The sequence below is a fragment of the Burkholderia sp. 4NA327C6 genome (genome assembly GCF_005502655.1).
Lineage (GTDB): Bacteria > Pseudomonadota > Gammaproteobacteria > Burkholderiales > Burkholderiaceae > Burkholderia > Burkholderia contaminans.
In genome coordinates this window covers 39,573-54,992 of the sequence record NZ_SCNZ01000053.1, presented here as the reverse complement: position 1 = coordinate 54,992, position 15,420 = coordinate 39,573, and the positions used below count along the sequence as shown (strand labels likewise).

Sequence of the window (15,420 nt, the reverse complement as noted above, 5' to 3'; positions counted from 1 at the left end):
GGTAACGTCCGAACGAGAGTGGGGCGGCCCGTTCGCGGCGACCGGCCGCCCCACTCTCGTTCGGACGTTACCCGCCCTGATTTTCGCGGATGATCGCGGCGGCGGCGCTTTCCGCATCGCTCGCGACGCCGTCGTGCACGCGTGTGCTGACGGCCGGCGTCGGCGGCTCGCTGTCCAGCGCGTGGCCGTTGCGATCGTGCGTGTCGACCGTCGCGCGCATCGACAACCCGACGCGCAGCGGATGCGCGGCCAGATCGCGCGCATCGAGCGCGATCACGACCGGCACGCGCTGCACGACCTTGATCCAGTTGCCGGCCGCATTCTGCGACGGCAGCATCGAGAACGCACTGCCCGTGCCCGCCGAGAAGCCTTGCACGCGGCCGCGATAGGTCACGCGCGAGCCATACAGGTCCGACACGACCTCGACCGGCTGCCCGATGCGCATGTGGCGAATCTGCCCCTCCTTGAAATTCGCCTCGATCCACAGCTGGTTGAGCTGCACGATCGACATCAGCGGCACGCCGGGCCCGACCTGCTGGCCGACCTGCACCGAACGCTGCCCGATCGTGCCGTCCACCGGCGCGACGATCGTCGTGCGCTTCAGGTTCCGGTACGCGAGCTTGAACTGCGCGGCCGCCTGCACGACGGCCGGGCTTTCGTCGACGGGCAACCGTGTGCCGAGCGCACGTGCCGCCTCGAGCTGTGCCTGCGCGGCCGCGAGATTCGCCTGCGCGCCGGCAACCGCCGCGCGCGCTCGCGCGAGCTCTTCGGGGGCGACGATCTCGACCGACGCGCCCGAGCGCGCTGCGAACGCGCGCTGCGCGAGCGCCAGGTCGGCGCGCCGCGCATTCACGGCCTCGACGTACATCGTGTTCGATATCTTCGCGTTCGCGACCTGCCGCACGGCCTGCGCGAGTTGCGCCTTCGCCTGCGCGAACGCGACGGACGCCTCGGTATCGTCGAGCTTCACGAGCGTCTGGCCGGCGCGCACGGCCTGCGTATCGGCAACCACGACGTCGGTCACCGATCCGGGGGTCTGCGCGGCGACCTGGACGATGCTGCCGGCGACGTACGCGTCGTCGGTGTCTTCGTAATAGCGATCGCTCAGCAGCCAGTACGCGATCCATGCGAGCGCGGCCACCAGCACGACCGCGAAGAACGCGATGAAGCGCTTGCGGCGCGTCGCGCGGCGTGCGTCGAGTGCCGGGTCGTTCAGTGCGGCCGGCGGCGCGGCGGTATGGAGGTTGTCGTGATGCATCAGTCGCTTTGCGTAACGATCAGGCGATCGTGCTGGAACAGGGGAATCGGTGGCGTGACCGACGGGCTTGCCGACGGGCTCGGCGCCGGACTCGCCGCTGCCGTGCGCGCGAGAACGGGGGTGCTGCGAGGCGTCGCGGCGGCGGCCGGCGTGCGCGCCAAGTCGTCGCGTCGTACGGGCCCCGCATTCGACGCAGCGACGATCGGCGGCATGGCCACGCTCGCCGCACGCACATCGGCCGACGGCGCCGCCACAGGTTGGCTCACGGTCGGTGCGGTCGGCGCAGCCGGTGCAGCCGCAGCAGTCGCAACCGCAACGGCGGGCGCGGCAATCGCAGCGCCTCGCTTCGCCGCCCCGCTACGCGCCCGATGCGCGGCCGGCGCCTGCGCAACCGTCGCGCCCGCATCGAACCCGCCGCCCAGCGCGCCGATGAGTCCGACGCGCAGCGACCGCTGCCGGCCGAGCAACGCGATCATCTGCGCGCGCTCGTCGATCAGCGTGATATCCGCGACATCCACGTCCTTCTGCATCAGCACGCCGCGCCGGTGCCGGTCGGTCGCGATCTCCACGATCTTCTGCGCGGCCGCGACCGCGTCCTGCTGCTGCGCGACGAGCGTCTGCGACGTCTGCAGCGACGTGACGAACTGCGCGACCTGCCCGAGCGCATCGTCGACGGTCTTGTTGTACAGCCCGATCGCGACGTCGGCCTGCGCGACATCCGCGCCGAGCTTCGCCTTCAGCCGGCCGCGATCGAAGATCGGCAGCGAGATCGCCGGGCCGACCGAGCCGGCAAGCGCGTCGCGCGAGAACAGCGACGCGGGCGTGAGCGCGAACACGCCGCCGAGCGCAACGAGGTTCAAGTCCGGATAGAACTGCGCGCGCGTCGAATCGGCATTCGCGAACGCGGCTTCGACGCGCAACCGTGCGGCGACGATGTCGGGCCGGCGACCCAGGAGATCGGCCGGCAGCCGCGCGGGCAGCGCACCGCCCGCGAATGTGCCGACGCGCGGCCGCTGCAGCGCGAGCCCGCGCTCCGGGCCGCGACCGGACAGCACGCCGAGCTGCAGCTGCGCGAGCTTGATCTGTTCGTCGTTGAGTGCGATCTGCGCGAGCAGCTTGCTGCGCTTGATCGAGGCGTCGCTCGCGTCGTACGCGTTGTCGAGCCCGCGCGCCGTACGCTCGCGCAGCACGGTCGTCACGCGCTGGCTGACCTTCAGCTTCTGCTGAAGCAGATCCTGCGTCGCATACGCCTGGTCGAGCTGGCAGTACACGGTGACGATCGCGACCGCCAGCGTGAGCCGCACCTGCTCGGCCTCGACCCGCGCCGCTTCGCGCAGCGACATCAGGCTCTTCGTCGCGGCGCGGTTCTTGCCCCACAGGTCGAGCTGGTAGGTCAGCCCGACGAACACCGACGACGGCGAGGTGTTCGGATCGCCGAAGATCTCCACGGGCACGCGATAGCCGCTGACCGACACGTTGGCGACGTCGTCGCCCGGCTTCGGCATGCGCGCGCGGCTGACGGTCGCGCCGGCCGTGCCCGTCAGTCCCGTCAACGAATCGAACTGCTGAAGCTGCGCCTGCGCGATCCGCAGCCGCGCCTGCGCGACCTGCAGGTCCGGGTTGTTTTGCGAAGCCTCGGCAACCAGCGCATCGAGCTGCGGATCGTTCAACTGCTTCACCCAGTCGGGCGCGGGCCACGCGCCGTTCACGCCGGGGCCGGCCGTATGCACGAGCGCATCGTCGGCCGGCGCGCGCAACGACAGCGACGGCAGGAAGCCCGACGGCACGCATCCGCTCAACGCCAGCAACACGGCCGCGGCGGCGATCGTCATCGATCCGCCCTTCACGCGACGCGCCGCACTCGCCGCTTTATTCATACGCCGCATCGCGCCCCTCACCCCCGCTGCACGCGTTGCGCACGCGCGGCCAGACGCGGCCGCGTGCGTTCGAGCGGACCGAGCCGGCCGAACAGGCCATCCGCGACGCCGAACAGGATGCCGGCGAGCTTCGCGCGCTTGTCGCGTTCGACGAGCGCGATCTGCACGACCTGCCACATCGTCAACAGGTTCGGCACGATCGCCACCGGAAAACGCAACCCGTACTGCATCCCGAGCTGCACTGCATTGCGCGCGCTGTAGTAGCGCCGTTGCCACGAGTGATTCATCGACGTCATTTCAAAAGGGCCGATCGCATGACGCTGCTTCGCGCCGATCCGGTGCGGCAGCACCAGCGACGGCACGACATAGAGCGGCACGTTGCGCGACAACGCGCGGAAACTGTATTCGGTATCAACGTGATCGATGAACAGCGTCTCGTCGAAACGGCCGAGCACGTCGAATGCGTCGCGCGACACGACGCAGCCCGACGAAATCAGGAACGCGCAGCGCTGCAGCGGCGCGCCCGGCTCGATGTGCAGGCGGCGCAGCCCGATCCCGTTGGTCGACAGTTCGGGCAGGAAGCTGCGCGCGTTTTCGTCGAAGATGCGCGGGCCGGCCAGGAACGCGCGCCTGCCGAGCCCCGCGCACACATCGCGCATCGCGGGGAAATACGCGGCCGGCACCGACGAATCCTGGTCGAACAGCGCGACGGCATCGATCCGGTCGCGAAACAGCGCCGCGAGCCCCGCGTTGTACGCGCCCGCGATCCCGCCGCGATTGCCGTGATGCAGCAGCGCGATGCCTTCGCGCGCGCACATCTCGCGGGCCCGTGCATCGGGCTGCGGCGTGTTGTCGACGACGAGCAGCGCGTCGCACGCGTGCCGCCATGCGCCGAGCGCGTCGAGCTGTGCATCGCTCGGGTGATACAGGATCACGAGTGCGCCGAGTGTCGTCATGTTCCTCTCCTCAATGCCCGAACGAGGCCGCCGCGCCGCGCTTCGGCCGCGTCAGCCACATCATTGCCGCGAGGGCGAGACACGTCATGCTCGCCATCCAGAACATGTCGTTGGTCGCCATCATGTAGGCCTGCTGCATCACGACCTGGTGCAGCGTCGACAGCTCGCGCACGCCATCCACGCCCATCGCGTTCAGCGTGTGCACGAAGCGCTGCGTGTTCGCCGACGCGTTCGTGACGGATTGCGACACGACGTCGTAGTGATAGGTCGCGCGGTTGTCCCACAGCGTCACGCTCATCGCCGTGCCGAACGCGGCGGACAGCGTGCGCAGGAAGTTCGACAGGCTCGACGCGGCCGCGAGCCGGTCATCCGGAATGCGCGACAGCGTCGCGGCGGTCAGCGGAATGAAGAAGCACGGCAGCCCGATCCCCTGGATCAGCCCTGGCGCGGCGATCTGCGCGAACGTCATCTTCAGCGTGAAATGCGCGTCCCATGCGAGCACGGCCGCGAACACGAGGAAGCCGAAGGTCGCGAGCACGCGCGCGTCGAAGCGATGCGCATGGAGCCCCACGAGGATCGAGAACACCAGCGCGAGCACGCCGAGCGATGCCGTGGCGAGCCCCGCATGAAACGCGTTGTAGCCCATCACGGCCTGCATCCACAGCGGGAACACGACGCCGACCACCGAGAAGCTCATCATCCCGAGCGAGATGATCAGTACACAGAACGAGAACGTGCGATCGCGGAACAGGCTGAGATCGACGACGGGGTGCGCCTCGCCCGCCTCCCAGATCAGCAGCGACACGATCGAGAGCGCCGCGACCACCGCGAGCGTGACGATCAGCGGCGAGCCGAACCAGCCGCGATCGTGGCCGAGATCGAGCATCGCCTGCAGCGAGCCGACGCCGATCACGAGCAGCACGATGCCCGGCACGTCGATCGGTCCGGCCTGGCCGCGTTGCGCGTCCGGGCGCAGCATCGCGGTGCAGACCGCGAACGAGAACAGCCCGATCGGCAGATTGATCAGGAAGATCCACGGCCACGAGAAGTTGTCGACGATCCAGCCGCCGACCACCGGCCCGAAGATCGGCGCGAGCAGCACCGTCATCGCCCACAGCGCGAGCGCGATCGTGCGTTTGTCCGGCGGGAACGTGCGCAGCAGGATCGTCTGCGACAGCGGCACCATCGGCCCGGAAAACAGCCCCTGCAGCGCGCGGCAGATCACCAGCACGTGCAGGTCGCGCGCGAGCCCGCACAGCAGCGACGTCAGCGTGAACAGCAGGATCGCGCCGACGAACAGCCGCAGCTCGCCGACGCGGCGCGCGAGCCAGCCCGTCAGCGGCACCGCGATCGCGGCCGCGACCGAATACGAGCTGATCACCCATGTGCCCTGGCTGTTCGATACGCCGAGGCTGCCGGAGATCGCCGGCACCGCGACGTTCGTCACGGTCGAGTCGAGCACCTCGATGAAGGTCGCGAGCGACAGCGCGAACGTCAGCAGCGCGAGCCGGATGCCGCGCACCGGCTGCGCGGCCGGCGCGAGCGCCGGCACGTCGAACGCGGAAGGCGCGACCGGCCCGTCGTGAAGCGGCGACGCGGTGCTCATGCGCCGGCCACCACAGCTTCGGGCCGCACAGCAGCCCGCCCGTGCGCCGGTGCGAACCGTTCGATGAAATCGGCGGCGGCGTCGCAGCCGTCCCGCTCGGCGGCAAGCAGCGCGCGCGTGCGCGCCGCGTGCACCGCGAACGAAGGTTCACCGAGCACACGCGCGAGCGCCGCGCCGAGACGCGCACCGTCGATCGGGCCGTCGATGCGCACGCCGCAGCCGCTCACGGCGACGCGTTGCGCGTTGTCGAACTGGTCGTGCGCGAACGGCGTGACGACCTGCGCGATCCCGGCTTCGAACGCGAGCGCCGCGGTGCCGACCCCGCCGTGATGCACGAGCGCGCGGCAGCGCGGCAGCAGCGTGCGCATCGGCACGAAGCGGCGCACGAGCAAACGGTCACTGTCCGGCGCCGCATCCTGCGACGTCAGCAGGATCCCGCGCGCGCCGGTCGCGCGCAGCGCGTCCGCCACCGCGTGCGCGTATGCCGCGTGATCGACGCGTGTCGAACCGGCCGTGAACACGACCGGGGGTTCACCGGCCGCGAGATACGCATCGAGTGCCACATCGTCTTCAGAGGTCGCAATATCGTTGAACAGCGGGAAACCGCTTTGCAGATGATTCGACGGCCAGTCCGGCTGCGGCGGCGCGAACCAGCCGGGAAACAGGCACAGCACGCCATCGGTCGAATGCAGCCAGCGGCCCAGCACGCGCCGCGCGGGCGCGAGCCCGAGCGCGCGGCGCACCGCGTTGAGCGCGGGCCCGCACGTGCGATCGAGCACCTGCCGCTCGATCAGCGTCATCAGCGCCGCCTTCACCGGCAGCGGCCAGCGCGCGGGAATCGTCAGGCGCGGGTGCGTCGGCGGCGCATGCGCGGACAGCAGTGTCGACGGCGACACCTGCACCGATACGTACGGCGTGCCGTGCAACTCCTGCATGAAGCGCGCGGAGAACGCCCACAGCGTGCCGACGAGCACCGTATCGTCGTCGGTCAGCGCACGCAGCGCGTCGTAGTGCGGGCGCAGCGTCGGCGCGATCACCTCCCACAGCGTGCGAAACGACGTGCGCGAATCCCACAGCGCGGGGTTTGCCATCGCGGCCTCGTATTCGGCCGCGGTGCCGATCGGCACGAACGCGAACCCGCAACGGCGCACGACCGCCTCGAACGGCGCATGCGTGCAGAACACGACGTCGTGACCGCGCGCCGCGAGCGTGCGTGCGACGCCGAGCAGCGGATGCACGTCGCCCGCCGAGCCGATCGCGGTCACGATCATCTTCGCCATCGCGCGCCTCGCGGGAGTCAGTAGAAGCCGGGAATCAGCGCCGCGACTTCGCGACGGTACTGCGTGTACGCCGGCCCGAAATACCCGGTCAGCCAGCTTTCCTCGACACGCACCTTGTACGCGAGCGACGCGAACACGAGCAGCACGCCGATCGCGCCGCGCCATTCGCCACCGATCAGCGCCGCGCCGACGAGCGCGATCAGGCAGCCGGTATAGATCGGGTGACGCACGAGCCCATACGGCCCCGTGCGGACGAGCTCGTGGTCTTCCTTCAGCGTGACCGACACGCTCCAGTTCGTGCCGAGGTGCAGCCGCGCCCACACCGAGAACAGCAGGCCGGCCACCAGCACCGCGAGCCCGCACTGCGTCTGCAGACCGAAGCGCTGCCAGTCCGGCACGAGCGCCTGCCAGGACGGATCGGGCAGGATGATCAGCGCGCCGCCGACGATCAGCGGAATCGATTGCAACGTGCGCGAGCGCGACGCTTCCTTGCGCACGGTCGTCTTCACGCCTTGCGAAGTGGCGATCCAGTAGGCGAGCCACACGGCCCACGGAACGACGATGGCGATGGTCTGAACGATATTCACGGCTGGCCTGCCTCGTTGGGATGGGAATTCGGGAGCGCCGCGCGTACCGGACGCACGGCGTACGGCGTCACGACGACAGCGCGTGCATCGGAGCCGGCACGCACGACTGCGCGGCGGCGAGCGCCATGCCGGCGGCGAGCGACGACCCGCCGCAGAAAAAGTCGAGCAACGCCGAACGCGTGTATTCGCGCTGCGCGCGGCCTTCGATGTCGAGGAAGTGGCCGGCGTCCGGCACCGTCGCGAACCGTGCGCGCGGCACGTGCGCGCCGAGCTGGCGCACGTCGGCGGGCGTTGTGTATTCGTCGCGCTCGCCGTTCAGGAACAACAGCTCGCAGCCGATGTTCGAGAACTCGCTGAGGTAGCGCTCCGGCTGCAGCGACAGGATCTGGTCGACGTGGAACGCAACCTGGTCCTGCTCGTCGCGCGGCAGGCGCGTGAGATAGCGGTAGTTGTACAGCTTCATGATGCGCGGCAGGTAGCGGCCGACGGTGTCGTTCAGCAGCTGCGCGGCCTTCAGGTTCTCGCCGGCCGCGATGTGGTCGCGGGCGCGCGTCACGTAGTCGACCATCGCGTCGTTCAGGAACGGCGAGAACGAGCAGATCGCCGCGCGCCGCACGCTCGGGCAGCCGCGTGCGAGCGCGAACAGCGACGCGACACCGCCCCACGACACCGACACGAGGTACGCCGGCGCGAAGCGCTCGACCAGGTGCTGCAGGATCGCGGCCTCGTCGTCCTTCGTCAGGATGAAGCAGCCCGGGTTGTGCTGGCGCGACTGCCCCGCATACGGCAGGTCGAAGCAGATCGTGTTCATCCGCTCGCCGAGATACTGGACGGTCTGCCCGAACGACGCGGTCGTCGCCAGGGCACCGTTGACGAGCATTGCCGTGTCGAACGCCGGGTCGAACACGTTGCGTTCGACATAGACCTTCAGACCATTCGGCAATGGGACCACGTGTTTTTCGGTCAGCATCGTCGTTCTCCGGTTGATGCGGCGTCTCGACGTCGCGGCATGCTGCAGGTGCGCAATGACTGCGCCGGTTTCTTACTCGCGATCCGAATCGCGCGATTGGCCAATGCACCGCGGCAATACCGGCGGCATCGATTCATTCCTCGTAGTGCGGCGCCATACTAATACGGACAATATTACTGACTCAAGTCATTCCAACGATACCCTCTACTCCGTCCGGAAATTCGGCCGATTCAAATTATTTCCGCATTTTTTATGGTAAGCGGAATTCGCTCGAGGGCGATAGCAATCGTTTGCGGGAGGGTGCTTCATTTCCGTAAAAACGACCAACATTCGTTCACAATCATCAAGTTACATCGTTTCATTCGCCTATTTCAAACGGATTTTCATGACCGAATCGTGACGTCGTTTCGCGCATCGACTTCCACGCTTAACCAAATATCACACAGCTCAATGTTCTTTCATTCAGTAATCGCTTCGACACCCGAAACGATTAACCGGATTGATCGCCAAATTCAGAAAGCGTTTTAAACAAACTCCAACTTTTTTAAACATCTTTCAATTATTTTTCCGCACCTGCACAACGCTCGAACAGGGCCCCGCTCACCTGCCGCGCAGCCGCCGTCACCGTCCGACCCCGATTTTTTTATTGATTGAACGATCAATAAAAAACCGCTAAGCTCTCGACTTCCATGGACGGCCCGTCCGGGCGAAAGGAGTCGCGATGCCGAAAGTCGGAATGCGGGAGATTCGCCGCGCACAGTTGATCGACGCCACGCTGCGCTCGATCGACGAGGCGGGCCTGCCCGGCACGACGCTCGCATCGGTCGCGCAACGCGCGAACATCTCGACGGGCATCGTCAGCCACTACTTCGGCGACAAGGACGGCCTGCTCGAAGCGACGATGCGGCACGTGCTGCGCGACCTGTGGTCGGCCACCACGCGCCGCCGGGTGGCGGCACGCAAGGATCCGCGCTCCCGGCTGCGCGCGATCGTCGCCGCGAACTTCGACGACACGCAGGTCAGCGCGCCCGTGATGAAGACCTGGCTCGCGTTCTGGTCGCAGAGCATGCACGACCCGATGCTCAAGCGCCTGCAGCACGTCAACACGCGGCGCCTCCACTCGAACCTGTGCGCCGAATTCGCGAAGGCGTTGCCGCGCACGCAAGCGCGCGAGGCCGCCAGCGGCCTCGCCGCGCTGATCGACGGCCTGTGGCTGCGCGGCGCACTCGCCGGCGGCCCGATCGACACCCGGGCTGCATTGAAGCTCGCCCACGATTACATCGACCTGCTGCTCGCGTCCGACTGACGCGTCACGCAGTCGCCCTCAAGGAGATCCTCATGTCCGTATTCGGTTTGCAGCGCCTCTACATCGGCGGCGGTTACGTCGACGCCACGAGCGGCAAGACTTTCGACACCTTCGATCCCGCCACCGGCGAACTGCTCGCGCAGGTGCAGCAGGCCAGCGCGGCCGACGTCGACCGCGCGGTGGCGTCCGCACAGGAAGGCCAGCGTGAATGGGCCGCGATGACCGCGATGCAGCGCTCGCGCATCCTGCGCCGCGCGGTCGACCTGCTGCGCGAGCGCAACGACGAACTCGCGGCGCTGGAAACGCGCGACACGGGCAAGCCGATCGGCGAGACGCTCGCGGTCGACATCGTCACCGGCGCGGACGTGATCGAGTACTACGCTGGCCTCGCGACCGCGATCGAAGGGCTGCAGGTGCCGCTGCGCGCCGAGTCGTTCGTCTACACGCGCCGCGAGCCGCTCGGCGTGTGCGCGGGCATCGGCGCGTGGAACTACCCGATCCAGATCGCGTGCTGGAAGACGGCCCCCGCGCTCGCGGCCGGAAACGCGATGGTGTTCAAGCCGAGCGAAGTCACGCCGCTCACCGCGCTGAAGCTCGCGGAAATCTATACGGAAGCCGGCGTGCCGGCCGGCGTGTTCAACGTCGTGCAGGGCGACGGCTCGGTCGGCGCGCTGCTGACGGGCCACCCGGACATCGCGAAGGTGTCGTTCACGGGCGGCGTCGAAACCGGCAAGAAGGTGATGTCGCTGGCCGGCGCGTCGTCGCTGAAGGAAGTGACGATGGAGCTCGGCGGCAAGTCACCGCTGATCGTGTTCGAGGATGCCGACCTCGACCGCGCGGCCGACATCGCGGTCACCGCCAACTTCTTCAGCTCGGGCCAGGTCTGCACGAACGGCACTCGCGTGTTCGTTCACCGTTCGGTCAAGGACGCGTTCACGCAAAAGGTGCTCGAACGCGTGAAGCGCATCCGTGTCGGCAAGCCGACCGATGCCGAGACCAACTTCGGCCCGCTCGTGTCGGCCGCGCAGCTCGACAAGGTGCTCGGCTTCATCGAAAGCGGCAAGGCCGAAGGCGCGAAGCTGCTCGCGGGCGGCACGCGCCTGACCGACGGCCACTTCGGCGGCGGCCAGTACGTCGCGCCGACCGTGTTCGGCGATTGCCGCGACGACATGAAGATCGTCCGCGAGGAAATCTTCGGGCCGGTGATGAGCATCCTCGATTTCGAATCGGAAGACGAAGTGATCGCCCGCGCGAACGACACGCACTACGGCCTTGCGGCCGGCGTCGTGACCGAGAACCTGTCGCGCGCGCACCGCACGATCCATCGCCTCGAAGCCGGCATCTGCTGGATCAACACGTGGGGCGAATCGCCGGCAGAGATGCCGGTTGGCGGATACAAGCAATCCGGTGTCGGACGCGAGAACGGCATCACGACGCTCGAGCACTACACTCGAATCAAGTCGGTGCAGGTCGAGCTCGGCCGCTACAACCCGGTGTTTTAAGGATCACGAAAGGAGATTGACCGTCATGACGACACGCGAATACGACTACATCATCTGCGGCGCAGGTTCCGCGGGCAACGTGCTCGCAACGCGCCTGACGGAAGATCCGGACGTGACGGTGCTGCTGCTCGAAGCGGGTGGCCCCGACTACCGCTTCGACTTCCGCACGCAGATGCCGGCCGCCCTCGCCTACCCGCTGCAGGGCCGCCGCTACAACTGGGCCTACGAAACCGACCCCGAGCCGCACATGGACAACCGCCGGATGGAATGCGGCCGCGGCAAGGGGCTCGGCGGCTCGTCGCTGATCAACGGCATGTGCTACATCCGCGGCAACGCGCTCGACTACGACAACTGGTCGACGCACAAGGGCCTCGAGAACTGGACGTATCTCGACTGCCTGCCGTACTTCAAGAAGGCCGAAACGCGCGACGTCGGCCCGAACGACTATCACGGCGGCAGCGGCCCCGTGTCGGTCACGACCAGCAAGCCCGGCGTGAACCCGCTGTTCGAGGCCATGGTCGATGCCGGCGTGCAGGCCGGCTATCCGCGCACCGACGACCTGAACGGCTATCAGCAGGAAGGTTTCGGCCCGATGGACCGCACGGTCACGCCGAAGGGCCGCCGCGCCAGCACCGCGCGCGGCTACCTCGACCAGGCGAAGGTGCGCTCGAACCTCGAGATCGTCACGCACGCGCTCGCCGATCGCATCCTGTTCGACGGCAAGCGCGCGTCGGGCGTCACGTACCTGCGCGGCAGCGAACGCGCGACCGCGCATGCGCGCCGCGAAGTGCTCGTGTGCAGCGGTGCGATCGCGTCGCCGCAACTGCTGCAGCGCTCGGGCGTCGGCCCCGGCGCATGGCTGAAGGCACTCGACATTCCCGTCGTGCTCGACCTCCCCGGTGTCGGCCAGAACCTGCAGGATCACCTGGAGATGTACATCCAGTACGAGTGCAAGGAGCCGGTCTCGCTGTACCCCGCGCTCAAGTGGTGGAACCAGCCGAAGATCGGCCTCGAATGGATGCTGAACGGCACCGGCCTCGGCGCGAGCAACCACTTCGAGGCGGGCGGCTTCATCCGCACGCGCGACGACGACCTGTGGCCGAACATCCAGTATCACTTCCTGCCTGTCGCGATCAACTACAACGGCTCGAACGCAATCGAGATGCACGGCTTCCAGGCGCACGTCGGCTCGATGCGCTCGCCGAGCCGCGGCCGCGTGAAGCTGCGCTCGCGCGATCCGAACGACCATCCGAGCATCCTGTTCAACTACATGGCCGAAGCGCTCGACTGGCGCGAGTTCCGCGATGCGATCCGTGCGACGCGCGAAATCATGCGGCAGCCCGCGCTCGATCGATATCGCGGCCGCGAGCTGAATCCGGGCGCCGACTGCAAGTCCGACAAGGAACTCGACGCGTTCGTGCGCGCTCGCGCGGAGACCGCGTTCCATCCGTCGTGCTCGTGCAAGATGGGTTACGACGACATGGCCGTGGTCGATGAAGAAGGCCGCGTGCACGGGCTCGAAGGGCTGCGCGTCGTCGATGCGTCGATCATGCCGATCATCACGACCGGCAACCTCAATGCGCCGACGATCATGATCGCCGAGAAGATCGCGGACAAGATTCGCGGGCGCAAGCCGCTTGCGCGCGTGGAGGTGCCTTACTTCGTCGCGAACGGGGCGATGGCCCGCAATGTCGCGAAGGCCGTGCGGCAGCCGGAAACGGCCTGACCGCGGCGGGCGTGTTGCCCGCGCATCGACGTACTGACGAAACGCCGCCGACAGCACGTGTCGGCGGCGTTTTGCATGGGATCGTCAGCCGCTGTTCACTTCCCGCTTCAACCGCTCGACGTCGACGTTTTTCAAGTAGTTCGTAATGTTCTGCCAGATCGGATGGAACCCGTAGCCGCCGTGCTGCAGTTCATCGAGCGCCTGCTCGCGCGTCCAGCCCTGGTACACCATCCGGTACAACGCCGACACGAGGCCGGTACGATCGGCGCCGTGCTGGCAGTGGATCAGCACCGGGCCGTCCTGGTCGGCCGTGCGCAGCGCCTTCAGCGCGGTCACCATGTCCTCGTCGCGGATGTCCCACGTGTTGATCCGGATGCGCTGCATCTTGATCTGCGTGCCGGCCAGGATGGTGTCGTCCGCGTGAAACGAACGGAAGCTGATGACCTTGCGGATGCCGAGCTTCTGCAGTTCCGGCACGTCCGAGCGCGACAGCTGGGCGCTGCGGTACAGCGTCGGCGTGATGCGGTGCAGGTTGTTTACATGCGCATCGGCCACGCTCTGCGCCCATTTGATCGGGCGGACGGACACCTCGGAGGCCGGATCCGCGTGGGCCGGCTGCACGAGCCCTGCGAGCGTAGCGGCGAGCGCGGCAATGACGGCGATTTTCATGTCGGGTCGGAGATCAGTAAAAAGCGCGCTTGCGCTCGCGGGAAACGATGAACAGCACGATCGCGGCGGCGCTCATCGTCCAGTAGTCGGTCGGGGCCACGCCCAGCCAGTGGATATGCCACGGCACGTTCGCCGGATTGAAGCGGGCCAGGCCATACGCCGGATTCAGCACGAACCACAGGAAATCCTCGGTCAGCCAGAACACCATGATGCACGCGATGATCCGCGCTTCGATGCGCCACGACCACCGTCCGTTGAACACGGCCGGCAGGTGAAAGAACAGCGCGACGAACGGGAACACCCACGCGTGGTAGCCGGTCATCGACCGCCCGCCCCAGAAGAGGTCGAGCAGCCAGTGATGCTCGATGCGCCACGTCGGCAGGTTCGCGGCCCAGCCCGCGCTGCCTTCGATCTGGATCTCGACGTTCGCGAAGAAGTACGCGAGCAGCACGACCCACGCGACGACGAACACCGTATGGCGCGTCGGCACAAAACGCGCGACGCTCATGCGGCCGGCTCCAGGCCCAGCACGCGATCGAGCACGAAGCGGCCGGCGAGCGGCCGCCCGAGCGGCGCGAGGCGGCGGCGCATGTCGGCGAGACGCTCCGGCGCCTGCAGCAGCGCGCGGATCCGGTAGACGAGCGCATCGTCGTCGATCGCCTTCAGCGCGACGCCCTGTTCGAGCAGGAAATCCGCATTGCGCTCTTCTTGGCCCGGAATCGGCGAGTTGACGATCATCGGCAGTTGCATCGCGAGACATTCGGACGTCGTCAGGCCGCCCGGCTTCGTGATCGCGAGATCGGCGCAGGCCATCAGGCGTTCGACCTGCTGCGTGAAACCCTGCGGAAACAGCCGGCCCGGATGCTGCGCGGCCAGTTCCTGCAACGACGCCAGCATCGCCTTGTTCTTGCCGGCCAGCGCGATCAGTTGGAAGTCGGCCTCCATCTCGAGCAGGCGCGCGGCCAGCACGTCGAGCCCGCCGAGGCCCGCGCCGCCGGACATCATCAGGAACGTCGGGCGCGCGGGATCGAGACCGAATTCGGCCGCGCAGGCCGCGCGATCGAGCGGCTGGCCGAACGCCGGCATGATCGGGATGCCGCTGACGTGCACCGTGTCGGGCGCCATGCCGCGCGCATGCATGCGCCACGCGATTTCGTCGTTGGCCGCGAAATAACCGCGCATGTTCGGCACGACCCACATGCTGTGCAGGTCGAAATCGGTCACCTGCACCCACACCGGCGTGTCGACGCGCCCCTTGCGGATCTCGCGCGACAGCAGTTCGGCGGGCAGGAAGTGCGTGCAGATGATCGCGTCCGGGCGTTGCCGCTCGATCTCCGCGAGCAGCTGGCGGCAGTTGAGCCGCTCGATCGCGCGGCGGATCTTCTGCGATGCCGCGGCCGGATCGACCTCGTCGGTCTTCTGGTACAGATAGCCCCACAGTGCCGGCTGGCTGCTGACGAGCTTGATGTAGAGATCGGTGTACAGCTTGCGGAAGCCGGTGGATACGAAATCCATCACGTCCAGGTGGGTGGCTTCGATGCCGGCGGGATGGTGGTCGGCAAACGCGCGGATCGCTTCGGCCGCCCGGGTATGGCCGGCGCCGGCGCTGACGCTCAGGAGGAGGATCTTCTTGTTTTGCTTTGACATCTGACTGACCGTTTCGATGAAGGTGGCCCGGACGCG

Annotated in this window: 13 protein-coding genes; 3 read left to right on the top strand and 10 right to left on the bottom strand. The window is 67.7% G+C overall.

The annotated features are described in order from the left end of the window. Positions 1–67: 67 nt before the first annotated feature. The 7 genes from FFS49_RS35280 to FFS49_RS35250 all read right to left on the bottom strand — a co-directional run bounded on the left by FFS49_RS35280 (position 68) and on the right by FFS49_RS35250 (position 8,534). Positions 68–1,258, bottom strand: a complete 1,191-nt coding sequence (locus tag FFS49_RS35280; RefSeq protein WP_137910473.1) for an efflux RND transporter periplasmic adaptor subunit — start codon at positions 1,256–1,258, stop codon at positions 68–70. Next, complete coding sequence (locus FFS49_RS35275; RefSeq protein ID WP_171026886.1) at positions 1,258–3,144, bottom strand: efflux transporter outer membrane subunit; 1,887 nt, start codon at positions 3,142–3,144, stop codon at positions 1,258–1,260. The genes FFS49_RS35280 and FFS49_RS35275 overlap by 1 nt, the downstream gene beginning before the upstream one ends. 8 nt (positions 3,145–3,152) lie before the next feature. Further along, complete coding sequence (locus FFS49_RS35270; RefSeq protein WP_137910471.1) at positions 3,153–4,091, bottom strand: glycosyltransferase family 2 protein; 939 nt, start codon at positions 4,089–4,091, stop codon at positions 3,153–3,155. Positions 4,092–4,101: 10 nt separating this feature from the next. Further along, entirely contained in the window at positions 4,102–5,697 is a 1,596-nt protein-coding gene (locus FFS49_RS35265) for a DHA2 family efflux MFS transporter permease subunit (protein ID WP_137910470.1), read from the bottom strand. Then, positions 5,694–6,977 carry a nucleotide disphospho-sugar-binding domain-containing protein gene (locus tag FFS49_RS35260; protein WP_137910469.1) on the bottom strand — a complete coding sequence of 428 codons (1,284 nt, stop codon included), beginning with the start codon at positions 6,975–6,977 and terminating at the stop codon, positions 5,694–5,696. The genes FFS49_RS35265 and FFS49_RS35260 overlap by 4 nt, the downstream gene beginning before the upstream one ends. A gap of 17 nt (positions 6,978–6,994) precedes the next feature. Beyond that, on the bottom strand, positions 6,995–7,564 hold the full coding sequence (locus FFS49_RS35255) for an isoprenylcysteine carboxylmethyltransferase family protein (protein WP_039369527.1): 570 nt from the start codon (positions 7,562–7,564) through the stop codon (positions 6,995–6,997). 67 nt (positions 7,565–7,631) lie between these two features. Beyond that, positions 7,632–8,534 carry an alpha/beta hydrolase gene (locus tag FFS49_RS35250; protein WP_046549620.1) on the bottom strand — a complete coding sequence of 301 codons (903 nt, stop codon included), beginning with the start codon at positions 8,532–8,534 and terminating at the stop codon, positions 7,632–7,634. 721 nt (positions 8,535–9,255) lie between these two features. Here FFS49_RS35250 and betI point away from each other — a divergent pair. Genes betI through betA form a run of 3 tightly spaced genes read left to right on the top strand, consistent with a single transcriptional unit; the run spans position 9,256 to position 13,068 of the window. Then, the gene (gene betI, locus FFS49_RS35240) at positions 9,256–9,840 is read left to right on the top strand and encodes a transcriptional regulator BetI (RefSeq protein WP_021160333.1); all 585 of its coding nucleotides are present in this window, start codon (positions 9,256–9,258) and stop codon (positions 9,838–9,840) included. A gap of 32 nt (positions 9,841–9,872) precedes the next feature. Beyond that, complete coding sequence (gene betB, locus FFS49_RS35235) at positions 9,873–11,342, top strand: betaine-aldehyde dehydrogenase (protein WP_137910468.1); 1,470 nt, start codon at positions 9,873–9,875, stop codon at positions 11,340–11,342. A 25-nt stretch (positions 11,343–11,367) separates the two neighbouring features. Further along, the gene (betA, locus tag FFS49_RS35230; RefSeq protein WP_137910467.1) at positions 11,368–13,068 is read left to right on the top strand and encodes a choline dehydrogenase; all 1,701 of its coding nucleotides are present in this window, start codon (positions 11,368–11,370) and stop codon (positions 13,066–13,068) included. A gap of 84 nt (positions 13,069–13,152) precedes the next feature. On the opposite strand, the gene FFS49_RS35225 is transcribed toward betA, so the two are convergent. The 3 genes from FFS49_RS35225 to FFS49_RS35215 are packed head-to-tail and all read right to left on the bottom strand — an operon-like array spanning position 13,153 to position 15,384. Next, positions 13,153–13,737 carry a dual specificity protein phosphatase family protein gene (locus FFS49_RS35225; protein ID WP_137910466.1) on the bottom strand — a complete coding sequence of 195 codons (585 nt, stop codon included), beginning with the start codon at positions 13,735–13,737 and terminating at the stop codon, positions 13,153–13,155. Between the two features lie 13 nt (positions 13,738–13,750). Continuing rightward, entirely contained in the window at positions 13,751–14,245 is a 495-nt protein-coding gene (locus FFS49_RS35220; protein WP_137910465.1) for a hypothetical protein, read from the bottom strand. Further along, positions 14,242–15,384, bottom strand: a complete 1,143-nt coding sequence (locus tag FFS49_RS35215; RefSeq protein ID WP_039369512.1) for a glycosyltransferase — start codon at positions 15,382–15,384, stop codon at positions 14,242–14,244. Before FFS49_RS35215 ends, FFS49_RS35220 begins: the two co-directional genes overlap by 4 nt. Positions 15,385–15,420: the final 36 nt, after the last annotated feature.